This window comes from Chitinophaga sp. YIM B06452 (genome assembly GCF_039655965.1).
GTDB lineage: Bacteria > Bacteroidota > Bacteroidia > Chitinophagales > Chitinophagaceae > Chitinophaga.
Window position 1 is genome coordinate 206900 of the sequence record NZ_JAWLKY010000006.1, and the last position, 21900, is coordinate 228799.

Sequence of the window (21900 nt, forward strand, 5' to 3'; positions counted from 1 at the left end):
CTTAAGCATTAAACATGAGAAAAAACGCGACCACGGAACTGGCCGCTTTTCTGAAAGAAAAATTTACAATGAACGATCCGTCCTCGTCGTAATAGTAACTTTGGCGCGCGTTCGAAAACTTGATCGGCGCGCCGAAATCCTTCATCAGGTTAAGATATTTGTAAATGCAGCGTTCGGAGATCCCCAGCCGCTCTGCCAGCTTTGATGGTGTTCCGGTGGACTTGGTACGGATAAGATAGTCAAGGCGCTGCAAACGCTCCAGCGTGTCTGTGGTCATGGATTAGCGATGGTTTAAAAGTAAAAGGGTCGGTCAATAGCTCACCCGCTGCGCAGCGCGGCAAAACTGCGTGTCGGGAATGGGATTTCCTGTCTGTTTTCTGGCTCTTCGGGTTAAACGCTCTGTGTCTTCCTTATAAAATTCCTACAATTAACAATAAGATAAAATAGCTGTTCAGACATTTTTATTGTCTCTTTAGTGCACTCGGGGGATGACCGAAATAGGCGTGATATCTCCTCGAAAAATTGCCATAGTCCGCGTAGCCTACCATTTGGGCGATCCGCTGCAAAGGTAGCGCAGTGGCGCTTATCAAGTCCTTCGCCCTTTCAAGCCGCGAACGTTTTACATGTGCCTGCAACGATTCGTTGTAGATCCGCTTAAAACCATATTTTAGTTTGGATACACTAATGCAATAATCAGATGCCAGCTCGCTGTTGCCTAACTCTTTCGCCAGGTTGTTCTGTATATAGGCCCTGATGGCGGCAAACAGGGTATGATCGTCATCCCGCTGCTGCGGTATTTCTTCAGTGGTCAGCGCGCCGCTTAGCAGCAACGTAACATGTGCGGGCATCGTAAAATCCCGCAAAGGCTGTGCAGGCGGCATTCCCCGGATCTCTCTTATCTGTTCGTAAAAACGGCTGGTCATAATAGACGACGACGGCAGGAAGTACGCTGTCCTGCTCTCTTCCGAATGCCGCCGCAATTCAGCGATCAGCGGTGAATGCGGCGCCAGGTGCGCCAGTTGCTCGCCGCCGAGGTAGATGTGGAATACCTCGTACACCGCTCCTTTCTCCAGCCAGCCGCGGAACTGGCCGTTGGCTGCCTGTAAAAAACCAAACTGCCCCGCCCTGAACCATATCGTTCCCTGCCCGGCCATCTCGCAACGGATGCTGCCTTTCATCATGAATTGCAACGAAGTGACGGTATGCGTTACATACGGCTCTATCACCACATCTTCCCCTGGAAAAAAAAGATAATTGCAGATCACAAATCCATCTGTTTGTGATACCTGGTAAATGATATCCACTCCCGCACTTTCTTCTATCACAGCGGCGGCAAAGGGATGCAGGTAAGGGCGGTACTGCAGCGGGATTTCAGTGGAGGCCCGGATGTCCTCTGCCGGTTCGCCTGAAACAAGGAACCGCATCTGGAATTTAGCGGGCAATGGGTTATTAAGCATAAAAAGGAGTTCGCAACGGTTGAATGAACGGTTGCAATTAAGTTATATTAACCGTACCAGACCTTTTATTCATATAGAATTGATAATAACTTAACATTAGTGTTTACCTTGCATCATGCACCGTTACTTTCTGCTGAATAAACCTTACAATATGCTTTCCCAGTTCAAAGGGAACGAAAAGAGCGGCCGGCTGATAGGAGAACTGACATTCGATTTCCCGGAAGGAACGCATGCCGTGGGACGGCTGGATTATACCTCGGAAGGATTGCTGCTGCTCACGACCAACAAACAGGTCACACGCCTGCTGTTCGAAGGGAAAGAGCCGCATAGCCGGACATACCACGTCATGGTCAAGAATCATGTCAGCAATGAAAAACTGCAGCAGCTGCGCAACGGCGTGCGCATCCGCATCTCAGGAGAAGAATATTATACCACGCCGCCCTGCGAAGCGCACATCGTCCCCGCTCCTACGGGCCTGCCGCAGCGTGAAGGAGAAGTGGAGTGGGATGTTCCGCACACCTGGCTGAGCATCACGATCTTTGAAGGAAAGTTCCGGCAGGTACGGAAAATGGTCGCAGCCATCGGCCACCCCTGCAGGCGGCTGATCCGCGTGGCGATTGAAGATATGGAGCTGGACGGTCTGCCCTCCGGTTGTATAAAGGAAATGAATGAAGAAACTTTTTTCAGGCTGCTGAAGCTGCCTCTTCCCGCTTCGCCTGCAGGATCAGGTAAGTGATGGCCACGCCGCAACCCGCCATCAGTCCGAACGCCCAGCGAAGACTAAACGCTTCCGCCACGAACCCCACCAGCGGCGGCACCAGCAGGAAACCCAGGTAACCTACCGTGCTCACCGCCGCGATCGCCGGCCCGTTTGCCATCGTTTTTGATTTGCCGGCCATGCTGAACACCAGGGGTACCACGCACGACACGCCAAAACCGATCATCATAAAGCCCAGGCCCGCGGTTACCGGCACAGGCAACGCCGCGGCCAGCAACAATCCGCAGCAGATCAGCATGCCACTGTATTTGATCATCGCAGGCACGCCGAACTGGTGCACCACCCTGTCGCCACCAAACCGCCCCGCCGCCATGGCCACCATGTACACGGCAAAACCCAGCGGCACCACTTCCCGCGAAGCATTCACCGCTTTCGCAAAGTAAATACTGCTCCAGTCGTACATCATGCCTTCGCAGCTCATCACCGCAAAACAGATCAGCCCGTATTTCAGCAACGTCTTGTCAGGCAGCGCAAACTTCCTGCCCGTGGGCGCCGGCGGCTGTTCAAGACTGCCGGGGTACGCAAAGAAACCCAATATCACCAGCAGCGCGCCCACTCCCAGGAAATGCCAGTTGGTACCGATATGGAAACGCACCATCAGCCAGTAAAGCCCCGCCCCGCTGAAACCCGCCACACTCCATATGCCGTGAAAAGTAGTGATGATGGAACGCTCGTACAACGACTGCACGCCCACCGATTGCGCGTTCATGGAAATATTGAGCAGGTTGCGCGAAGCGCCGAAACAAAACAACCCGATCACCAGTTGCCATACCTCCGTTACGAAACCAAGACAGCCCAGCATGGCATTAAAAGCCAGCGCGCCCGCGAACATGATCCGGTTGCTGCTATGCCGTTGCAACAGCACGCCGGTGATGGGCATGGTGATCATCAACCCCAGCGGCAAAGCGAACAGCACGCTGCCCAGCTCTGCTTCGTTCAGCCGCAGGCGGTGCTGTATGTCCGCAATGCGGCTTGCCCAGGTGGAAAAACCCAACCCTGAAATGAAGAAAAATAATGCAATGGAAAATCGCGCTTTCCTGGCCTGGTCCATGTGTCCGTTTATTCGTCCGTTTTAATGCTGCCGGCCAGCAAGGTAGTGCCCAGCCCCAATATCGCTATCACGGTGAAGGACCAACGAAGTCCATACCCCTCCGCGATAAACCCGATCAGTGGTGGTCCCAGTAAAAAACCAAAGAAGCCAATGGACGATACCATGGCCAGCGCCACACCCGGCGGGATCTTTTTTGACCTGCCGGCAAGGCTGAAAGATAAGGGAACTACCGCCGCAACTCCAAGCCCTGTTATCAAAAAACCTGTAGTAGCAGTCGTGAGCGTAGGGAAAATCACCGCCGTCATCAAACCCGTGAGGATGATCAGGCCGCTGGCCTGCAGCATGCGTTTCACGCCGAACTTCGTAATGAAATAATCCGCCGTAAGCCTGCCGCCCGCCATGGTGCTCATAAAAGCAATGAAACCCATGCGGCTGTATTCCACCGGCGCATGTATCACCTGGTTGAAGTAAACGCCCGTCCATTCGAACATCGCGCCTTCACAGATCATGCAGGCAAAAGTGATCAGCCCCAGGAGAATGATATTCCTGTCCGGCTTCACCCAGATATTGGCCTTGCCCGCGCTCCGCGCCGCATCGCGCGGCAGCAGGAAGGAGCCGCTGAGCATGGCGAGTATCACAGACAGGCTGACGATAAAACAGAAATGCAAAAAAGGGCTTTGATGCCCCACCACCATCCACTGCGCGATCAGTCCGCCGGTTAAGCCGGCCAGGCTCCAGAGCCCGTGGAAGCTGGCCATGATGCTTCTGCGGTAAAGCGCTTCCACACCTACGGCCTGCGTGTTGGCTGAAATATTCATCAGGTTGGCGCACAGCCCGAACAATCCCAGCGCCGCCGCCAGCATGATGGTATTGGGCGCCAGGCCCAGCAACAGTAAAGAAGAAGGATACAGGAACGCCGCGACCATGAGCACTCCCCGGCTCCCGAAGCGGGAAACCAGGTAACCGGAAAGTCCCATCCCTGCCAGTTGCCCGGCAGGCAATGCGAACAACAGCGAGCCCAGCTCTGCGTCGTTCAGCTGGAACTTGCTTTTAAAATCAGGTATGCGGTTGGCCCAGCTGGCAAATACAATGCCCTGGATGAAAAAGAAGATGCTCAGTGCGATCCGGTAAACTCTTTGCGGCCTCAGCGCAGGTGAATAAGCTATCTGCATGATCTGCAAAATTATTATATCCCTAATCGCCCTTTTTGCTCTGGAGTGATCAATATTTGTACTACATTGACTCGAATTGCTGTAATTTTGTACCGTTATGAGCAACCTGCAATTCGAAGAGATCCTCCCTGACAAGGGGAAATCCTTCAAGCTGAACGCTTCCTGCTTCAAAAAGAACTTTTACTGGCACTTCCACCCGGAGTACGAGATCGTATACGTGGAAGGCGGTTCCGGCACACGGCATGTAGGCCAGCATATCTCGAATTACGTCGACAACGACCTGATCTTTATCGGCCCGGACGTGCCGCATCTCAACTTTGATTATGGGCTGGGGCGCGAGATCAACCAGATCGTGGTGCAGCTGAAGGAAGATTTCCTGGGAGACGCATTCCTCAACGCGCCGGAGCTATCGGCCATCAAAGAGCTTTTCGGCCGCGCCAAATACGGGCTGTCGTTTACCGGCCTTACCAAGATCACGATCGCCGCCAAACTGAAACACATGCAGCAGCTGGAACATTTCGGGCAGCTGATCTGCCTGCTGGAGATCTTCCAGGTTATGGCCACCAGCAAAGAAGTGGTGCAGCTCAACGACCGGGCGGACCAGCAGCATAAAGACAGCCGCATGGCCGTCATCTACCAATACATCGACGCAAACTTCCACCAGAAGCCCGATGTGAACGAGATCGCCCGGCAGGTGCACATGACCACCGCCGCTTTTTGCCGGTACTTCAAAAAAAATACAGGCATGACCTTCACCGATTTTGTGAACCACTGCCGCATCAACCAGGCGAAGAACCTCCTGCTGCAAGGGCAGACGGTGAGTGAAGCCTGCTTTGCCACGGGCTTTGAGCAGCTTTCTTATTTCACGAAGCTGTTCACCAAAATGAACGGGGAAAACCCGCGTGATTTCAAGAAGAGATATCTTACCAACTAAACCGATCGCCGCATGGCCGCCACTCCGCAAAAGATACAACTGCCCGCAACGGACAACAACCAGCTGCAAACGCTGCTTGAGCAGGCTGGCTATACCGTTTCCGCTTTCAGGGGAAGCTTTCCCGCAGATCAGTCTTCAGACTATCTTCTGCTGAACACGCAGGCCCAGCAGGCGATCCGCCTGCAACAGGCGCTGATCGGGCTCATGGCTCACCCGCAGCGCAACCTGCTGCAACTGGTGAGGGCCATTCAAACCGCCGTGCCATTCGATTATTGCCTGGTAGACCATCGCGGTTTCCTGCGCATCGGGCGGGATGAATACCAGGTGATTGACCCGGACGCTTTTGCCATAATGACGGGCATGAAATGGCCCTGGCCCCGGAAACCCGCTTCAGCATTGATCTTACATGGAACGAAATTCAAAGCCGCCGCGCAGAAAACGCCCTGGATCAAAAAACTCGCTGAGCTGCATGGCCTGAACGCTTCACTTGTGTTGCCCGTGGGCAATACCGCCTTCAGTTTATACAGCCGTAACGCCGAAGCCTACACGCAGGAGCAGCTGACATTGCTGCAAGGGCTCGTTCCGCTTCTGGAATATCTCGCCTGCGCGGAAGAGACCGCATTGCCAGACATCCCGCAGGATGGCCGCTTCGGGGCTATCATTGGCTCCCACCCTTCCCTGCTGCGTGTATTCGATCTCGTTGAACGCGTGGCCCCGCAGGATACCACCGTGCTGCTGCTGGGTGAAAGCGGCACCGGCAAGGAACTGGTGGCCACGGCTGTGCACCGCCTCTCCCAACACCGCAACGGGCCTTTCGTGCGGGTCAACTGCGCATCCATCCCGCCGGACCTTATTGAATCGGAACTATTCGGCTACGAAAGCGGCGCCTTTACAGGCGCGGCTTCCCGCAGGACAGGAAAATTCGAACAGGCGCAGGGCGGCAGCATTTTCCTGGACGAGATCGGCGAAATGCCGCATGAGCTGCAATCGCGGCTGCTGCGCGTGCTGCAGGAAAAAGAAATAGAACCGCTGGGCAGCAATACACCCATCCCGCTGAATGTGCGCGTGATCGCCGCTACGCACCGCGACCTCGAAAAAGCCGTGAGCAACGGGGAATTCAGGCTGGACCTCTATTACCGCCTCAACGTTTTCCCCATCACCCTGCCGCCCCTGCGCGAACGCCTTTCAGACATACCGCCGCTGGCCACGCACTTCGCGCTGCTCGCCGCCAAACGCCTGGGGAAACCATTTCCCGGCATATCGCCGCAGATGATGAGCGCGCTGGAAACCTTCCACTGGCCCGGCAATATCCGGGAACTGGAGAACATCATCACCCAGGCCGCCATCCTCAGCGACGGCAAAAGCCCGCTGGAACTGCCCAAACCGCTGAACAACCTGCTACACTCCACCCCTTCCGTGATCACTAACCTGCAGGACCTGAAGCTGGCGCAGCAGCAAACCGAAAGGGAATACCTGCTCTCTATCCTCCGCCAGGCCAACGGCAAAGTGCGCGGGAAAAACGGCGCGGCTGCCATCCTCCGCGTAAAACCCACCACCCTCGAATCCAGGATGGAAAAACTCGGCATCTCCCGCAGGGACCTCCACTGAAATATTCCCGCAATTTCGTTGCAAACTCCGGAAATTTCGGAGTTTTAAGACTGCCCAGTAGTTATAATATTCGGCTGTATATCCTTACCGTGGCGGATTACGGCTGTTCATCCCCAAAATGGCATACTGCTCGCACTATAAGGTCTATAAAACCCAGTATATGCTACAGATGAACAATGTACCGTTCCGCATCCAGTCTATCCGCTCAGCCTGCGCCGCTCCCCAGAAGGACCATGAGCTGAGGATCATCCATATCGCCAATGGCGCAGGCGCTTATTACGAGCAGAATAAGCTCGTGGAAACAGGCGGCGACAGCCTGTTTTTCCTCCATAATCCCACCCCGGGCAGGGTGGAGATATCCGAAGAATCCCAGGGCCAGGTGTATTCCTTCACCCATGAATTCATCCAGCACATACCGCTCGTGCACGAACTGTCTATGTTCGGCGCGGAGCATATGTCGTCCGCCATTCTTGTAGACAGTCCCGTAAAACAGGAAGTGGAGCTGATCCTGCAAAAGATCAGGGCTGAATATGAATCCGAAAGGCATTACCGGTTAGACATTATCCGCGATTACCTCAAGATCATCGTGCGCCACATCAGCCGCTCCGTACATCACCAGCAGCAAAGCTGGAGCGCTTCCCGCAAAACCGGCCTGGTGCGGCAATTCCTCCAGCTGCTGGACCAGCAGTATACCGCGCTAAAAAAAGTAACGCATTACGCGGAAAAGCTGCATGTCACTTCCAACCATCTGAACACCACGCTCAAAGACATCACGGGCATCACTGCCAGCGAGCACATCCGCCGGCGTGTGATATCAGAAGCCAAGCTGCTGGCCCTGCGGCGGGAGAATTATTCCATGAAGGAGATCGCCTATCACCTCGGGTTTGAGGACAAATCGCATTTTTCAAAGTACTTTAAAAATGCCTCCGGGAAGAATTTTACCAACTATAAAAAAGAGCTGGCCCTGGAAGCATGATTTACCGTATTTTCGGTACATGCTCAACTTACAATTCTCCTCTTTCCCCGATTTGACGACCAGCAGGCTGGTGTTAAGGAAATTGCGTGCATCCGATGCCAATGAAATGTTGTATCTCCGCTCCAACCCGGAGCTGATGCGGTATATTCCCCGTCCCTTACTTCACACGCGGGAGGAAGCCGTTGCTCTCATCGAGATGTACTATGGCCTCGCAGACCGTAATGACGGCATCAATTTGGCCATTACGGAAAAAGGCGTGGACAGGCTGATCGGCACCATTGGTTTTTTCCGGATGAAGCCGGAGCATTACCGCGGCGAAATAGGCTACATGCTGCACGATGGCTGGCATGGCAAAGGGATCATGGCCGAGGCGCTGGAAGCCATGCTGCATTACGGGTTCCATACCATGAAGCTGCATTCTATTGAGGCGGTCTTAGCCCCGGAGAATACAGCTTCGGAAAAGCTTCTCCAAAAAATGAATTTCGTAAAGGAAGCGCATTTCCACGAAGCGGAATTCTATGACGGCAAGTGGCTGGATTCTTTCGTGTACTCCTTGCTGACGCCCTTAAAATGAGACTTCTCTCATTAAATGATTAATTTCACGCCGTCATGGCAAGAACATATGCGATCGGCGATATTCACGGCGCCCTGCTGGCGCTGCAACAGATAATTGCGAAGATAAACCCGCAGCCCGGCGACAAGCTGATTTTCCTGGGAGATTACGTGGACGGCTGGAGCCAGTCTGCCGGGGTGATCAGCTACCTGATGGAACTTGAGCAGCAATGCGACTGCATCTTCCTGAAAGGCAACCACGACGCCTGGTGCGAATCCTGGCTGGCAGGCGAAAAACCGGATAACGTCTGGCTCTTCCACGGCGGCATTTCCACTGTAGAAAGCTACGAACCGCTCAGCGACGCCGAAAGGACGCGACACCTGGACTTCTACAGCCGCATGCTCAAATACCATATCGACGAGCAGAACCGCCTCTTTATCCATGCCGGCTTCGCATCGCTGCACGGGCCTGATTTTGAGCGGTATGAAAAGAATTACATGTGGGACCGTACCCTTTGGGAAATGGCCGTGGGCCTCAATCCCCGCATCAGGAAGACCGATCTCCGCTTCCCTAAACGGCTCCGCCTCTTCTCCGAGATCTTCATCGGCCACACGCCCACTATCAACTACGGAATATCGGAGCCCATGAAAGCCGCTAATGTCTGGAATGTGGACACCGGGGCCGCTTTTACCGGCAGGCTGTCCGCGCTGAACATCGACACGAAAAAATACTTCCAGAGCGACGTTGTGCGCACCCTCTACCCGCAGGAAAAGGGCAGGAACCAGTACTAGGCCCGTTCCTCCCGATTTTACCGTACCTTTGCCACCGCAAATGGTAAAAATAGACCACATATCGCTGCCGGATTTCCCACTGCTGCTGGCGCCCATGGAGGACGTAAGCGATCCTCCCTTCAGGGTGGTATGCAAAGCCAGCGGGGCAGACCTCATGTATACGGAATTCATTTCCAGTGAAGGCCTGATCCGCGATGCCATTAAATGCCGCAAAAAGCTGGATATTTTCGACGAGGAAAGACCCGTCGGCATCCAGATATTCGGCGGCGATGAAGAACGCCTTTCCCTGGCCGCCAAAATAGTGGATGTTACCCAACCCGAACTGCTGGACATCAACTTTGGCTGCCCCGTAAAAGGCATTGTAGCCAAAGGCGCCGGATCGGGCGTGCTGAAGGACATACAGCTGATGACCCGCCTTACGGAAGCCTGCGTAAAAAGCACTTCCCTGCCCGTAACGGTAAAGACCCGCCTGGGTTGGGACGACAGCACCAAAAACATTGAAGAAGTAGCGGAAAGGCTGCAGGACGTTGGCGTGAAAGCCCTCACCATCCACGGCCGCACCCGTTGCCAGATGTATAAAGGCGAAGCCGACTGGAGCCTCATCGCCAAAGTGAAGAACAACCCGCGCATCCACATCCCCATTTTCGGCAACGGCGATATAGACAGCCCGCAGAAAGCGCTGGAATATAAGAACAGGTACGGGGTAGATGGTATCATGATCGGCCGCGCCGCCATTGGTTACCCCTGGATATTCCGGGAAATACGCCATTACCTCAATACCGGCGAAATGCTGGCTGCGCCTACCGTAGCCGAACGCGTGGCCGTCTGCAAACAGCACCTGCAAAAATCACTGCAGTGGAAAGGCCCGCACAGCGGCATTTACGCCATGCGCAGGCATTACCTGAATTATTTGAAAGGATTACCGGGCATCAAAGAATTCCGCAGCAGGCTGGTAACGCTGGATATGCCCGAAGAGATCAATGCGGTACTGGATGAAGTGCTGCGCACCTACGACGGGTTCGAAATGGAGCATACTCCCATCCGCCTGGTGAATTATCATGAGAACTGCCCGCTGTAGGCGTTATTTACAATCCACTTTCTTGTAGGGCTGCGGCTCGAATTTCAGCAAACTGTTGTCGCTGTTGAACACGGGCACACCGTTGGCGTCGAAACTGTCTGCCAGGGCTTCATACGCCTGTTCGCCCATTACCTTGAACACCACCGGCCGGTCGCTTTTCTGGCCTTCGCTCTGGAAGTGATAAGTGGCGCGGAGGATATTGTCGTTGATGGAGCCGTCTATCAGCCCCGTATTTTTATCTTTTTCGAAGAAGTTATAATCCAGCACACCATTCACCTTTTCATCTTCCACGATCAGCTGTAAATAAAATGTATCCTTACCCACCACTTTCTGGTAACAGGCTGCGCCTGCCTGCGCCATTTGCCGTGTTTTATCCGCCTGCTGCTGAGCAGAGGTATCGGAAGTATCAGAAGTACCTGGAGTGCCGCCGGAATTACAGGCTGCCAAAAATGCCGTTGCGGCGAAGAATATACTGGCGATGAATCTCATTTTCACGTATTTCTCTAAATCTACGGAATATTTTCAAACACTGCTGACATAAGGCTGTCAAACCCCGCCCCCATCTTTGTATCATAAACCAAAAACGTACTACTATGGCTACTATCACCGAATTGCTCCATGAAATGGAACACGAAGCGCAAACCACCCGTAAAATGCTGGCGCAGATACCGGATAACAAGCTGGACTTCCGCCCCCATCCCAAAAGCATGGACATCCGCGCACTGGCCACACACATTGCAGAGATACCCGGATGGCTTTCCATTATCGTGGAAAAAGACGAACTGGATTTTGCCGGCGACCCTTACGTGGCTCCCCCGGTGAACAGCGCCAAAGACCTGCTGGAACTTTTCGAGAAATCGTACCAGGAAGGATACAACGCCCTTAAGAACGCGGATGAAAGCCAGTTCTCCAAACCCTGGACCATGCGCGCCGGCGAAGAGATCTTCAGCGTGCTTCCCAAATCAGAGAACATCAGGATGACCTTCTGCCAGACGGTGCACCACCGCGCGCAGCTGGGCGTGTTCCTCCGCCTGCTGGACGTGCCCATCCCGGGCAGCTACGGGCCCAGCGCAGACGAAATGGAAGAATACAATAAGCAGTGCTAGTTCATCATTTCAGATAACAATACCGGGTTGAGCGGCGTGCTGATGTCAAAGAATCGCACGCCGCCTTTTACGTATACGATCAGGACATCATTGTACGGGATCACGTCCAGGAAAGTGCTGCCGTCTTTGATAGTCTTTATTGCTTCGGGAAACAGCGGCCGGCTTACGTTGTACACCACCATGCCGGAGTCGCCGTCGCACACATACAGCGCATCGCGGTGAACGCCCAGGCCGTAAGGGCCTTTCAGCGGCAATTGATTCTTCAGTACTGGCTGCGTGGGATTCGTCACGTCATACACCATCAGCGCATTGTTCGGGCTGCCGCAGAAACCGTTGCCCCTTAAGGTAAGGTAGGCGGTGTTGCCTTGTGTCACTACCGGATCGCAGGCGCGGAAGTGAGCTACAGCACCCAGCCTGCTGGGTTTCGTGGGGTCTTTCAGTTCGTAGATGAAGAGACCGGTGGAGGAACCGATGAACAGCTTATCGTCGTATGGGAAGATCGTCTCTATCTGCCAGCCTACCGATACTATTGATTTCTGGACGGTTTCCGCGGGATTGCTGATATCATATACCAGCAGGCTGGTATTGTTCACCACGTACAGGTAATTGCCGGATATTGCGAAACGGGCCATGGAACCGCCTTTGCCGGAACCGTTGGCGAATTCGTTGGTGGGCGAGCTGCCGTCCTGCTTGGCGCAGCCGGCTACCAGTGCAGCAACCAGGCCGCATATAAGGAGTAAACGTATTTTCATCAGTTCATGCATTGAGGGTTAAGAACGGTTTCCTGTTTCCAGTGGGAGACGCGGCCCTTGCTCACGTCCGGGCATACGTAATACGTACCGGTGGCGGGCGGGCGGGGATATTTCATTTCCGGGAAAATGTTGGGCAGCCTGCTTTTGATCTTCACATCGGGGAAGGTGGACAGGTCCAGCACCAGCATGTCCTCAAAAGAATTCGTGTACACGGAATTCCCTTTCAGCGCCACTTCCTGGCAACCGGGGATGTTGAGGAAGCCTACTTTCACAGGCTTCGTCTTGTCCGAATAATCAATGATGTGCAGGCCCACACCGGTTTCTACCTGGAAAAGCCTGTTGCCCAGCGCAAAAATTTTCCCGCCTTCTTCCGTGGGGCGTTTATCTTTCACGGAAACGTCGAGACTGGCATCATCGTTCTTTACATATACAGGCACCCAGGCCTGCACTTCGCCAACTTCGCGGTAACCGGCACGGTCCGCATTGCGGTCGTTAAAACCAAAGTCAAAACGGTCGCAGGCTGAAAAGAGCGTGACGACGAGCATAAAAAGGGTGAACAGTCGCAGCATAAGGATGTAGTTTAGGGTATATGGGAGTTAAACGGCGCTGCGCTGCCGGAAGTTACAAGGGGTTAAAAATATTAGATATATTATTTACGGGCCATCCATTTATCGTTGATGTAGAAAGTGCCGAAAGGCACGATGGATGCGGCAAGCGCGATGAAGGTCTTGCGAAAGGACCAGTCCAGCGCGATCTTCACTTCAATCACCAGGATCACATACAGTACAAACAGCAAGCCGTGGGCCATGCCTACCTGCTTCGTCATCCAGGGCTGGTCCGCAAAATATTTCAGCGGCATGGCGATGAACAGCAGCACCAGGAAGGAAATGCCTTCCAGCAGGGCGATGATCTTGAACCGTTTGATAGCGGGAGCGGGATTTTTTTCCATGCCGCAATACTACGCCGGAAATGTTTCCCGGGAAATGATCCTCGTCAGGCCGGGGGATTTTACCCGCCAGTGACGGAAATCTTAGCGGTAACCCTGCGCCTGTAAATGGAAAAGCTCCGCATAACGCCCGTTCTTCGCCAGCAGCTCATCGTGGCTCCCTATTTCCAGCAGCTCGCCTTTTTCCAGCACCAGTATACGGTCCGCCATCCGCACGGTGGAGAAGCGGTGCGATATCAGCACGGCGGATTTGCCGCGGGTAAGGTCTGCGAAACGCAGGAAGACCTCATATTCAGCGCGCGCATCCAGCGCGGCGGTAGGTTCGTCCAGTATCAGCAGCTGCGCATTCTTCATGTAAGCCCGGGCCAGCGCTATCTTCTGCCATTCGCCGCCGGAAAGCTCTATGCCGTTGTTGAAACGCCTGCCCAGCATCTGTTCGTACTTACCGGGCAAACGGTCCGTCAGTTCGTCGGCCATGCTTTTCTGCGCGGCGTTTTCGATGAGCGTAGGATTGGCGATCTCCGCGATATTGCCTACGGCGATGTTCTGGCTGAGCGTCATCTGGTAACGCTGGAAGTCCTGGAATATAACCCCCACCTGCATCCGCAGCTCTGCAAGGTCGTACTCCTTCAGATCATGACCATCCAAAAGAATACGCCCTTCGGTAGGATCGTATAGCCGTGCCAGTAATTTCACGAGGGTGGTTTTTCCCGCGCCGTTCTCCCCTACCAGCGCCAGTTTTTCGCCGGCATGCAGCGTGAAATTGAGATGCCGGTTGGCCCATCTTTCAGCATGCAGGTATTTGAACCCGACATTTTCAAATGTAAAACCTTCCAGGATCGGTTTGGGGAAAGGCCTTGCTTTGGAGGGCTGCGTGATGCGCGGGGAAATTTCGAAGAACTCGAACAGGTCGCGCAGGTAAATGGCGCCCTGCGTTACGCTGGTAAAGCGCATGAGCACGCCTTCCAGCAGGCCGCGCAGCTGGCGGAACGATCCGCCGAGGAAGGCCAGGTCGCCGATGGACAGCTGTCCCTGCACGGTGCGCAGGATGATGATCACGTAGGCCGCATAATAACCGGCGCTGCCAATGATGGCGAATATCACCGCCCAGATGTTGTAGCGGACAGACAGGTCAAGTTTGTCCTTATAAAATTTATCGGAAAGGCGCTTGAACCTTTCCACGAGGTAATTGCTGAGATTGAATATTTTCACCTCCTTCACGGACTCGTCGCTGGCGCCGAGGAAGCGGATGTAATCCAGCTCCCGCCTGTCTGAGGTTTGCCCCCAGGCGAGCGCATAGAATTGATCGTTGAAATGCGTTTCGGACAAAAACGCCGGGATCACGGCTACAAACAGCAGCAGGATGAGCCAGGGGCTGAAAGTGAGGAGGCCCGCGGCTAGGAAGATCATAGTCACGATATCCTGCACCTGCGTCATCACCTGGCTGAGCAGGATGGTGCGGCCAACAGTCTGTTGGCGGGCGCGCTCGAGCTTATCGTAAAAGTTGGAATCCTCGAACTGGTCCAGGTCCAGCGTGGCGGCGTGCTGCATGATGCGCACGGAAGTGTGGTTGGCCACCTGTTCGCCCAGCATATTGTCCAGCATCGAGATCGCGCGGCCCAATGCCCCGGAAATGATCACCAGCCCGAATTCCAGCGCTACCAGCTCCCAGAGGTACTGGTAAGACAGGTCGCCCTTCTGCTGCGTCATTTTCACGACTTCATCTATAATAAGTTTGCCGACGTACAGAAGAGCCAGCGGCGTGGCGGATTGCGCGGCGCGCAGGAGAATGTTCCAGACGGCAAGCCAGGGGCTCGTTTGCCAGACCAGCTTAAAGAAGGCAGGCAGGTTGCGGAGGGCAGCCATCCGTTCCCTGAAACTCACGTCGGGTTCGCCGGGTTTTCTGCTTGGTCGTTTCATGCTCATACAGGTGATGAAGGTACGGAATGTTGGAATACTCCGCTACTCCGCGATGATCACCTTCACGCCTCTCTCAGCCAGCATTTTGACGGTTTCGCCGTTTACCATCCCGTCTGTAATAATGTAATCCACCTGTTCCAGGCTGCAGATGCGGCCGATGCCGCGGCGGTCGAACTTGGAGCTGTCTGCCATGACCACAACGGTCTGGGCCAGGCTGATCATTTTCATATTAAGGCTGGCTTCCGCGAGGTTGGTGATGGAAAGGCCGAATTCCGGATCGATGCCGTCTACGCCTACAAACAATACGCCGCAGGAAATATCGTCCAGCAAACGTTCCGCGAAGGAGCCGGCTGCGGCGGAAGAACTTTGGTGAATGAGCCCGCCGATCTGGAGCACGTCTATATGAGGCCGGTTGCACAGTTCCAGCGCCACTTTCAGCGCGGGGGTGATCACCGTGATATGTTTATTGGGATGCAGCACCCGGGTCAGTTCAAATACCGTGGTGCCGGAACCTATGATAATGGAATCGTTCTGCCCGATCAGCTCCACCGCGGCTTTCGCGATGCGCTTCTTTTCCTCCATTTTAATGAATTCCTTTTCATTGATCGGGCGCTCGATCGTGTAGGGGTTCTGGGTGCTGCCGCCGCCTTTGGTACGGTAGAGCAGCTTTTTTTCTTCCAGCAGCTTCAGGTCTTTCCGGATCGTAACCCCCGAAACCTGGAGGGAATCGCTCAGTTCCTGTATATCCACCTTTCCGTTCTCCTGCAGCTTTTGCAGGATCAATTGGTGCCTCTCGGTAATGTTCATGTGGAATCGGCTTTACTAATGTTTAAATACCTTTCATCAAAAGTAATATATTATTGGCGTAAGGTTCAATGCTTCAGGGGTAAAAAATTAGCTTAAACATCTCTATTGGCAGGTTTAACACTAAATTAATATTGACTTTATTTTAATTTAATTTTGTTTAATAAAGTTTAATTTCTACTTTTAATTCAGCTTCATTTCATTCCACGAATTAACAAATTTAACATGACCACCTTCGAAAAAGCAGGCATTCCACGCCAGTTATTATGGGGATACATCGGCGTTATGATCTTCATGATGGGCGATGGTATTGAACAAGGCTGGCTCAGCCCTTACCTCGTAGACCACGGGATGACCGTGCAACAATCCGCAACTTTATTCACTGTATATGGCATCACCATTGCCATCTCCGCCTGGTTTTCCGGCGTGCTGGCTGAAGGCCTCGGCGTAAAACGCACTATGGCGCTCGGCCTCCTCCTCTATTGCCTCGGCACCGTTGGTTTTGTAGGCTTCGGCATGCCTGAGCTGAACGTCCCTGTCATGCTGCTCACCTACGCCCTGCGCGGCTTCGGATACCCGCTGTTTGCCTACACCTTCCTGGTATGGATCGCCTACAGCGCGCCGCAGCAACAGCTGGGCCGCGCCGTGGGATGGTTCTGGTTCGTATTCACCGGCGGGCTGAACGTGCTGGGTGCTTATTATTCCAGCTGGGCCATCACGGAGTTCGGCCACCTCAATACCTTATGGACCTCGCTCTTCTGGGCCCTGCTGGGCGCAGTATTTGCTCTCCTGCTCAATCGCAGCAAGGCGGAAAGCCAATCTGCCGGCGGCTCTAAACTGCAGGAACTGGTAAAAGGCCTCACCATCGTAAAAGAAGAACCGAAAGTGTTGCTGGGCGGCATTGTGCGCATCATCAACACCACGGCGCAGTTCGCCTTCCCCGTGTTCCTCCCCATGTATATGGCCGAGCATGGCTTCGATACTACGGAATGGCTCACCATCTGGGGCACCATCTTCACGTCCAACATCATCTTCAACCTTATATTCGGTTTCGTGGGCGACCGCTTCGGCTGGCGCAATACCATCATGTGGTTCGGCGGCGTGGGCTGCGCGGTAAGCACCTTATTATTTTATTACGCCCCGCAGATCTGGGAAAACAATTACTGGATGGTGATGGGCGCAGGCATCCTCTGGGGCGCGCTGCTGGCGGGTTACGTGCCGCTCACCGCGCTGGTGCCCTCCCTCGTGAAAAAAGATAAAGGCGCGGCCATGGCCATCCTCAACCTGGGTGCAGGTTTGCCTGTGTTCGTCGGGCCGGCTATCGTGGGCCTGTTCATCGGCCTTGTCGGCAACGAAGGCGTGATCTGGATACTGGCCGTACTGTATGTGATCAGCGCCATCATCACGAAGTTCATCACGCTGCCGGATAACGCAAAAACATTACACCATACCCTTCAACCAGAAGAAAAATTACAAACCATTTAGCATGAGAATTTTGATCACAGCTCCTTACAACGAGAAGGGGATCAGGGAAATTGAACAATTGTTCGGAGAGGTCGTTTACCGGCCCTGGAAGCCGCATGGCCGGGCTTATTACGAAAGCGAGCTGATAGCGCTGCTGGAAGAATCTGCCGCTGAAGCGCTGATCACGGAGCACGACCATGTTACGGCGAATGTGATCGCGGCTTTCCCGCAACTGCAATTTATCGGCGTATGCCGCGGCACCCCGTCGAACGTAGCGGTTTCGAAGGCTACGCAGCTGGGCATCCCCGTGTTTTTCACGCCGGCCCGCAATGCGCAGGCGGTGGCTGAAATGTTCATCTCCACCGTCATTATGCTGCTGCGCAATACCATTCCCGGCATTAATTGGCTGAAAGGCCGCAACTGGCAGGAAGGCGCGCATGATTCGTACCTGCACTTCAAAGGCGGCGAGCTGGCCGGCAAAACCATCGGCATGGTGGGCTTCGGCGCCATTGGCCAGCTGATCGCGGGCATGGTGCGCAACTATCCCTGTGAGATCCGGTTTTACGATCCGTACGTGCAGGAGCACGACCCGGCTTATAAGCAGTGCAGCATTGAAGAAATATTTTCGGATTGCGACATTGTATCCGTTCACCTCCCCGTTACCCCCGAAACCACCGGTATGATCGGCAGCCGTCTTTTGAAAAAGATGAAAAAAGACGCCATCTTCGTAAATACGGCGCGCGCTGCCGTGGTAAAACGGGAAGACCTCCTGGAGGCGCTGGAAACAAACGCCATCCGCGGCGCCATCCTCGACGTGTTCGACCATGAGCCGCCCGATGAAGTGGATTACCGCATCATCGACCAGCCGCATGTGATCGCCACGCCGCATATTGCAGGGGCGACCTTTGAAGTGGAAGACCATCATGTGGAGATCATGAACAAAGCGCTCACCGCGTGGTTCGCCGGTGGAGATAAAAAGGTCAGGGAACTGGCTAACAGGGACATACTTACAATGAAAGTGAATGACTGATCAGCAAGCATACATTATCGTGGACATTGGCACCGGCAACGTGCGCGTAGCCGCGGCTTCGCCGCAGGGCCAGGTGCTGGGCGTAGCCCGGGAAGACATCGTGTATCATAAGGACCCGCTTTATCCCGATGCGCTGTATTTCGAGCCCGTGCAGCTCTGGCAGCAGGTGCTGCGCCTGGCCCGCGAAGTACTGGCGAAAGTGCCGGCCGCCTCTGTAAAGGCCATCACCGCCACCAGCCAGCGCGAAGGCATCGTTTTGCTGGGAAAGGACGGCCAGTCCCTGACCGGCCTGCCCAACATCGACCATCGCGGAAGGGAATGGGAACACATCATGCAGGACAAGAGCCGCATCTACCAGCTCACCGGCCGCTACCCTACTTCCCTTTTCTCCGCCATGAAGCTGGTGGGCATCCGCGAGCGCAGGCCTGATATCTGGGCGCAAACTGCGTCATTCCTCAGCATCAGCAACTGGATAGAATACCAGTTCAGCGGCGTAGCCCGTTACGAGCACTCACAGGCTTCGGAAACATTGCTGTATGACGTGGACCGCATGGAATGGTCTGCCGGCCTGTGCAGCGCCTTTAACCTGCACGCTTCCCTCCTCCCGCCCATCGCCGCTTCCGGCGCAGTGCTGGGCAACGTGAAAGCTGATGTGGCAGGCGCGCTGGGCATCCCGGCCGATACAAAAGTGATCGTAGGCGGCGGCGATACGCAGCTGGCCATCAAAAGCACGCGCCCGGCGGTAGACGATATGGTGATCGTATCCGGCACCACCACGCCCATCGTGAAAATAACGGGAACGTATACACTGGATAATGAAGAACGCACCTGGACGAGCCGCGACATTGAGCCAGGGCGCTTTGTGTTTGAAGCGAACGCCGGCGTGACAGGCCTCAACTACCAGCGGCTGAAAGAGATCTTCTATCCCAACGAAGGATACGACGTCATCGAAAAAGAGCTCGCGGAAAACAAACATACCTTCTGCATGGCCTCGCTTGGTTCGCTGCTGGCAGACGAAGAAGTGTCGCTCACCCGCGGCGGGTTTATCTTCCCGGCGCCCGTGTCGCACCTGCTCACCCGCGGTTCCTTCGTATGGGCCACCATCCTGGATATCGCCTGTTCCATTGCTAAGAACTACCGTATACTCGCCGAAGTGGCCGGTCATAAGCCTGACTACATCTGGGGTTGCGGCGGCGGACTGCAAAGCAGGGTGCTGCGTCAGCTCATTGCCAACCTCACCGGCAAAAAAGTAAAGCTGCGGCACGAATTCCAGCAATCTTCCGCCGTAGGCGGCGCGCTGATCTGCAACCAGGCGCTGCAGCTGGACGTACAGATGAATGAAACCACGGAAACCGTGCACCCGCAGGATGAAGCGCATTTTGCCGCATTGTATGCCGAGTGGGAAAAAACACGGGGTTATTTCCGGAATATGAACTGACCGGACCGCTTCCGGCATGCAACCCATGAACGATATGCACACATTTATAGGCCTGGATGTAGGCACACAAGGCGCCCGCGCCGTGCTGGCCGATGTTTCCGGTAATGTACTGGTCTCAGCGGAAGAGCATTTCCCGCTCAATGCCCATTCGCGTGAAGAACAATCACCCGAAACCTGGTGGCAGGCCTGCACCCGCGTGCTGGAACAGGTGCTGGAAAACAAAGCCGCGGCGGGCTTAGTAGCCATTTCCGTCACCTCCACTTCCGGCACCATCATTCCCATCAACAAAAACAACGAGCCGCTTCACCCCGCTATCATGTACAGCGATAGCAGGCAGGCGGAAGAAGGCGCGATCTGCAAAACAGCCGCAACCCTGCATAACCCGGACGGCTATACTGCCTTCAACACCAGCAGCGGCCTGCCTAAAATGCTCTGGTTCCTGCGCCGGTTCCCGGAAAAAGCGGGAGACATCCACCTGTTCATCCACGCGGCGGATTATATCATCGGCAAATTATCAGGACGGTACGACGTCACTGATTTTACCAATGTGTTAAAATCCGGTTACGATGTGCGAACGGAACGCTGGCCGGAATATATTTGGGATAAATTGCCGCTCCGCAGGGAGTGGCTGCAAACTGTCGTTCCCTCCGGAACGCCCGTGGGGCCTGCAACAGCAGCCATCAAAGGCCTGAACGGCAATGTGACCATAGTGGCCGGCATGACGGACGGCTGCGCCTCGCAGATCGCATCAGGCGCAGTAAACCCCGGTACCTGGAACACGACCATCGGTACTACCCTCGTGGTAAAGGGCGTCACGCAAAATGCCGTGGAGGACCCGCAGGGAAGATTATACAATCACCGCCACCCCGAAGGCTTCTGGATGCCGGGTGGCGCCAGCAATACAGGGGCAGACTGGGTAACCCGGCTGTTCGGAACGGACCTTGCCCTGCTCAACGAAGCAGCGGCAAAGCTCCTGCCCACGCAGCACCTGTTTTACCCCCTGATGCAGCAGGGCGAGCGTTTTCCTTTCATCGCCCCGCAGGCGCAGGGCTTTGAAACGCCCGGGCTGGCCGGCGCAGAGCGTTTCACTGCCGGCATGGAAGGCGTGGCGTACGTGGAAAGGCTGGCCTATGAAGTGATAGAGCAGCTTTCCGGTGAAAAAGTAAATGCCGTATACACCGCAGGCGGCGCCAGCAACAGCGACGCCTGGCTCACCATCCGCGCCAACGTGCTGAACAGGCCCGTGCATAAAATGAAAGAAGTGACCGGCGCGGCAGGCGCAGCCATCCTCGCAGCCTCCCGTACGCACTTTAAGTCACTCCGCGAAGCAGCCGCGGCCATGACGCAAACAGAAAAGACCGTATCGCCGCAGCCCGCACTGGCAGCGGCCTATGAAAATAACTACCACCGTTTCATCCATGCATTGAAAGAAAAAGGATATGCTTAATATTTATTTACTCCGCCATGGCCAAACGGCCTGGAATGCAGACAATAACCGCTATTGCGGCCGGTCAGACATTCCTTTGACAGCCAAAGGCATACAGCAGGCGGAACTGGTAAAAGATCAGCTGAAAGACATTACATTCGACGGCGTGTACTCCTCCCCGCTGGAGCGTGCCTTTATGACGGCCAATATTGCCTCCGGCGTGCATGTGATCAAGGACCAGCGGCTGATCGAAGCGGATTTCGGAGCCTGGGAAAAGAAAACAAAAGAAGAATTCATCGCGGAGAACGCGCAGCTCTGGGACAACTGGATGAAAGACCCCGCCACGCACAAAGCGGGCGGTACCGGCGAATCCGGCAAAGAGATCGTAGCCCGCGTGGATGCCTTTTTTACAGATATCGCCCGCAAACATAAGAACGGCAATATCCTCGTAGCGGCGCACAACGGCGTGAACAGGCTTTACCTCGCACACAAGCTGGGCATGCCGCTGAAGAACTACCGTATGCTCGTGCAGGATAATGCTGCCGTCACCATGTTCACCATCGACGAACTGGGCCAGTTCACCTTACAACATCTGAATTCAAAATTCTGATCCACG

Annotated in this window: 23 protein-coding genes; 13 read left to right on the plus strand and 10 right to left on the minus strand. The window is 54.6% G+C overall.

The genetic code is table 11. From position 1 onward, the window contains the following. Window position 1: 1 nt before the first annotated feature. Window positions 2–277, minus strand: coding sequence for a helix-turn-helix domain-containing protein (locus R3I13_RS23860; protein ID WP_346320499.1), 276 nt, complete (start codon window positions 275–277; stop codon window positions 2–4). Window positions 278–461: 184 nt separating this feature from the next. Continuing rightward, window positions 462–1457: an AraC family transcriptional regulator gene (locus R3I13_RS23865; protein WP_346320500.1), complete on the minus strand. Its 996-nt coding sequence runs from the start codon at window positions 1455–1457 to the stop codon at window positions 462–464. Window positions 1458–1572: 115 nt separating this feature from the next. On the opposite strand from R3I13_RS23865, the gene R3I13_RS23870 reads away from it, so the two are divergent. After that, window positions 1573–2193 carry a pseudouridine synthase gene (locus R3I13_RS23870; RefSeq protein ID WP_346320501.1) on the plus strand — a complete coding sequence of 207 codons (621 nt, stop codon included), beginning with the start codon at window positions 1573–1575 and terminating at the stop codon, window positions 2191–2193. On the opposite strand, the gene R3I13_RS23875 is transcribed toward R3I13_RS23870, so the two are convergent. Further along, entirely contained in the window at window positions 2141–3286 is a 1146-nt protein-coding gene (locus R3I13_RS23875; protein WP_346320502.1) for an MFS transporter, read from the minus strand. The genes R3I13_RS23870 and R3I13_RS23875 overlap by 53 nt on opposite strands. An 8-nt stretch (window positions 3287–3294) precedes the next feature. Continuing rightward, window positions 3295–4458 carry an MFS transporter gene (locus R3I13_RS23880; protein ID WP_346320503.1) on the minus strand — a complete coding sequence of 388 codons (1164 nt, stop codon included), beginning with the start codon at window positions 4456–4458 and terminating at the stop codon, window positions 3295–3297. A 97-nt stretch (window positions 4459–4555) separates the two neighbouring features. On the opposite strand from R3I13_RS23880, the gene R3I13_RS23885 reads away from it, so the two are divergent. The 6 genes from R3I13_RS23885 to dusB all read left to right on the plus strand — a co-directional run bounded on the left by R3I13_RS23885 (window position 4556) and on the right by dusB (window position 10398). Then, window positions 4556–5392: an AraC family transcriptional regulator gene (locus R3I13_RS23885; protein ID WP_346320504.1), complete on the plus strand. Its 837-nt coding sequence runs from the start codon at window positions 4556–4558 to the stop codon at window positions 5390–5392. Between the two features lie 12 nt (window positions 5393–5404). Further along, window positions 5405–7000, plus strand: a complete 1596-nt coding sequence (locus R3I13_RS23890) for a sigma 54-interacting transcriptional regulator (RefSeq protein ID WP_346320505.1) — start codon at window positions 5405–5407, stop codon at window positions 6998–7000. 160 nt (window positions 7001–7160) lie between these two features. Beyond that, window positions 7161–7976: a helix-turn-helix domain-containing protein gene (locus tag R3I13_RS23895; RefSeq protein ID WP_346320506.1), complete on the plus strand. Its 816-nt coding sequence runs from the start codon at window positions 7161–7163 to the stop codon at window positions 7974–7976. 19 nt (window positions 7977–7995) lie between these two features. After that, a complete protein-coding gene (locus R3I13_RS23900) occupies window positions 7996–8550 on the plus strand; it encodes a GNAT family N-acetyltransferase (RefSeq protein ID WP_346320507.1) in 555 nt (184 codons plus the stop codon). A gap of 35 nt (window positions 8551–8585) precedes the next feature. Beyond that, window positions 8586–9320 (plus strand): metallophosphoesterase family protein, encoded by a 735-nt coding sequence (locus tag R3I13_RS23905; protein WP_346320508.1) that lies wholly within the window; start codon window positions 8586–8588, stop codon window positions 9318–9320. A 40-nt stretch (window positions 9321–9360) separates the two neighbouring features. Then, the gene (dusB, locus tag R3I13_RS23910; RefSeq protein ID WP_346320509.1) at window positions 9361–10398 is read left to right on the plus strand and encodes a tRNA dihydrouridine synthase DusB; all 1038 of its coding nucleotides are present in this window, start codon (window positions 9361–9363) and stop codon (window positions 10396–10398) included. 3 nt (window positions 10399–10401) lie between these two features. Here the strand turns inward: dusB and R3I13_RS23915 are convergent, their stop codons facing one another. After that, entirely contained in the window at window positions 10402–10887 is a 486-nt protein-coding gene (locus R3I13_RS23915) for a hypothetical protein (RefSeq protein WP_346320510.1), read from the minus strand. Window positions 10888–10991: 104 nt separating this feature from the next. Here R3I13_RS23915 and R3I13_RS23920 point away from each other — a divergent pair, with 104 nt between their 5' ends. Beyond that, window positions 10992–11504 carry a DinB family protein gene (locus R3I13_RS23920; protein WP_346320511.1) on the plus strand — a complete coding sequence of 171 codons (513 nt, stop codon included), beginning with the start codon at window positions 10992–10994 and terminating at the stop codon, window positions 11502–11504. Here the strand turns inward: R3I13_RS23920 and R3I13_RS23925 are convergent. From R3I13_RS23925 to R3I13_RS23945, 5 genes are all read right to left on the minus strand, one after another. Continuing rightward, window positions 11501–12256, minus strand: coding sequence for a hypothetical protein (locus R3I13_RS23925; RefSeq protein ID WP_346320512.1), 756 nt, complete (start codon window positions 12254–12256; stop codon window positions 11501–11503). The genes R3I13_RS23920 and R3I13_RS23925 overlap by 4 nt on opposite strands. Beyond that, window positions 12256–12825 (minus strand): hypothetical protein, encoded by a 570-nt coding sequence (locus R3I13_RS23930; protein WP_346320513.1) that lies wholly within the window; start codon window positions 12823–12825, stop codon window positions 12256–12258. Before R3I13_RS23930 ends, R3I13_RS23925 begins: the two co-directional genes overlap by 1 nt. 80 nt (window positions 12826–12905) lie before the next feature. Then, window positions 12906–13205: a DUF3817 domain-containing protein gene (locus R3I13_RS23935; protein ID WP_346320514.1), complete on the minus strand. Its 300-nt coding sequence runs from the start codon at window positions 13203–13205 to the stop codon at window positions 12906–12908. Window positions 13206–13286: 81 nt separating this feature from the next. Further along, a complete protein-coding gene (locus tag R3I13_RS23940; RefSeq protein ID WP_346320515.1) occupies window positions 13287–15122 on the minus strand; it encodes an ABC transporter ATP-binding protein in 1836 nt (611 codons plus the stop codon). 42 nt (window positions 15123–15164) lie between these two features. Beyond that, window positions 15165–15929, minus strand: coding sequence for a DeoR/GlpR family DNA-binding transcription regulator (locus tag R3I13_RS23945; protein WP_346320516.1), 765 nt, complete (start codon window positions 15927–15929; stop codon window positions 15165–15167). 222 nt (window positions 15930–16151) lie between these two features. Here R3I13_RS23945 and R3I13_RS23950 point away from each other — a divergent pair, with 222 nt between their 5' ends. The 5 genes from R3I13_RS23950 to R3I13_RS23970 are packed head-to-tail and all read left to right on the plus strand — an operon-like array spanning window position 16152 to window position 21894. Then, on the plus strand, window positions 16152–17411 hold the full coding sequence (locus R3I13_RS23950; protein ID WP_346320517.1) for an MFS transporter: 1260 nt from the start codon (window positions 16152–16154) through the stop codon (window positions 17409–17411). Window position 17412: 1 nt separating this feature from the next. Beyond that, window positions 17413–18420, plus strand: coding sequence for a 2-hydroxyacid dehydrogenase (locus tag R3I13_RS23955; protein WP_346320518.1), 1008 nt, complete (start codon window positions 17413–17415; stop codon window positions 18418–18420). After that, entirely contained in the window at window positions 18413–19858 is a 1446-nt protein-coding gene (locus R3I13_RS23960) for an FGGY family carbohydrate kinase (RefSeq protein ID WP_346320519.1), read from the plus strand. The genes R3I13_RS23955 and R3I13_RS23960 overlap by 8 nt, the downstream gene beginning before the upstream one ends. 34 nt (window positions 19859–19892) lie before the next feature. Then, window positions 19893–21305, plus strand: coding sequence for an FGGY-family carbohydrate kinase (locus R3I13_RS23965; RefSeq protein WP_346320520.1), 1413 nt, complete (start codon window positions 19893–19895; stop codon window positions 21303–21305). Continuing rightward, window positions 21298–21894, plus strand: a complete 597-nt coding sequence (locus R3I13_RS23970; protein WP_346320521.1) for a histidine phosphatase family protein — start codon at window positions 21298–21300, stop codon at window positions 21892–21894. Before R3I13_RS23965 ends, R3I13_RS23970 begins: the two co-directional genes overlap by 8 nt. The last annotated feature ends 6 nt before the right edge of the window (window positions 21895–21900 follow it).

What these genes read in the sequence shown, in the direction of transcription:
- R3I13_RS23860 (WP_346320499.1), bottom strand. Translation starts at nt 277, where the DNA reads ATGACCACAGACACGCTGGAGCGTTTGCAGCGCCTTGACTATCTTATC.
- R3I13_RS23865 (WP_346320500.1), bottom strand. Translation starts at nt 1,457, where the DNA reads ATGCTTAATAACCCATTGCCCGCTAAATTCCAGATGCGGTTCCTTGTT.
- R3I13_RS23870 (WP_346320501.1), top strand. Translation starts at nt 1,573, where the DNA reads ATGCACCGTTACTTTCTGCTGAATAAACCTTACAATATGCTTTCCCAG.
- R3I13_RS23875 (WP_346320502.1), bottom strand. Translation starts at nt 3,286, where the DNA reads ATGGACCAGGCCAGGAAAGCGCGATTTTCCATTGCATTATTTTTCTTC.
- R3I13_RS23880 (WP_346320503.1), bottom strand. Translation starts at nt 4,458, where the DNA reads ATGCAGATAGCTTATTCACCTGCGCTGAGGCCGCAAAGAGTTTACCGG.
- R3I13_RS23885 (WP_346320504.1), top strand. Translation starts at nt 4,556, where the DNA reads ATGAGCAACCTGCAATTCGAAGAGATCCTCCCTGACAAGGGGAAATCC.
- R3I13_RS23890 (WP_346320505.1), top strand. Translation starts at nt 5,405, where the DNA reads ATGGCCGCCACTCCGCAAAAGATACAACTGCCCGCAACGGACAACAAC.
- R3I13_RS23895 (WP_346320506.1), top strand. Translation starts at nt 7,161, where the DNA reads ATGCTACAGATGAACAATGTACCGTTCCGCATCCAGTCTATCCGCTCA.
- R3I13_RS23900 (WP_346320507.1), top strand. Translation starts at nt 7,996, where the DNA reads ATGCTCAACTTACAATTCTCCTCTTTCCCCGATTTGACGACCAGCAGG.
- R3I13_RS23905 (WP_346320508.1), top strand. Translation starts at nt 8,586, where the DNA reads ATGGCAAGAACATATGCGATCGGCGATATTCACGGCGCCCTGCTGGCG.
- dusB (WP_346320509.1), top strand. Translation starts at nt 9,361, where the DNA reads ATGGTAAAAATAGACCACATATCGCTGCCGGATTTCCCACTGCTGCTG.
- R3I13_RS23915 (WP_346320510.1), bottom strand. Translation starts at nt 10,887, where the DNA reads ATGAGATTCATCGCCAGTATATTCTTCGCCGCAACGGCATTTTTGGCA.
- R3I13_RS23920 (WP_346320511.1), top strand. Translation starts at nt 10,992, where the DNA reads ATGGCTACTATCACCGAATTGCTCCATGAAATGGAACACGAAGCGCAA.
- R3I13_RS23925 (WP_346320512.1), bottom strand. Translation starts at nt 12,256, where the DNA reads ATGAAAATACGTTTACTCCTTATATGCGGCCTGGTTGCTGCACTGGTA.
- R3I13_RS23930 (WP_346320513.1), bottom strand. Translation starts at nt 12,825, where the DNA reads ATGCTGCGACTGTTCACCCTTTTTATGCTCGTCGTCACGCTCTTTTCA.
- R3I13_RS23935 (WP_346320514.1), bottom strand. Translation starts at nt 13,205, where the DNA reads ATGGAAAAAAATCCCGCTCCCGCTATCAAACGGTTCAAGATCATCGCC.
- R3I13_RS23940 (WP_346320515.1), bottom strand. Translation starts at nt 15,122, where the DNA reads ATGAAACGACCAAGCAGAAAACCCGGCGAACCCGACGTGAGTTTCAGG.
- R3I13_RS23945 (WP_346320516.1), bottom strand. Translation starts at nt 15,929, where the DNA reads ATGAACATTACCGAGAGGCACCAATTGATCCTGCAAAAGCTGCAGGAG.
- R3I13_RS23950 (WP_346320517.1), top strand. Translation starts at nt 16,152, where the DNA reads ATGACCACCTTCGAAAAAGCAGGCATTCCACGCCAGTTATTATGGGGA.
- R3I13_RS23955 (WP_346320518.1), top strand. Translation starts at nt 17,413, where the DNA reads ATGAGAATTTTGATCACAGCTCCTTACAACGAGAAGGGGATCAGGGAA.
- R3I13_RS23960 (WP_346320519.1), top strand. Translation starts at nt 18,413, where the DNA reads ATGACTGATCAGCAAGCATACATTATCGTGGACATTGGCACCGGCAAC.
- R3I13_RS23965 (WP_346320520.1), top strand. Translation starts at nt 19,893, where the DNA reads ATGCACACATTTATAGGCCTGGATGTAGGCACACAAGGCGCCCGCGCC.
- R3I13_RS23970 (WP_346320521.1), top strand. Translation starts at nt 21,298, where the DNA reads ATGCTTAATATTTATTTACTCCGCCATGGCCAAACGGCCTGGAATGCA.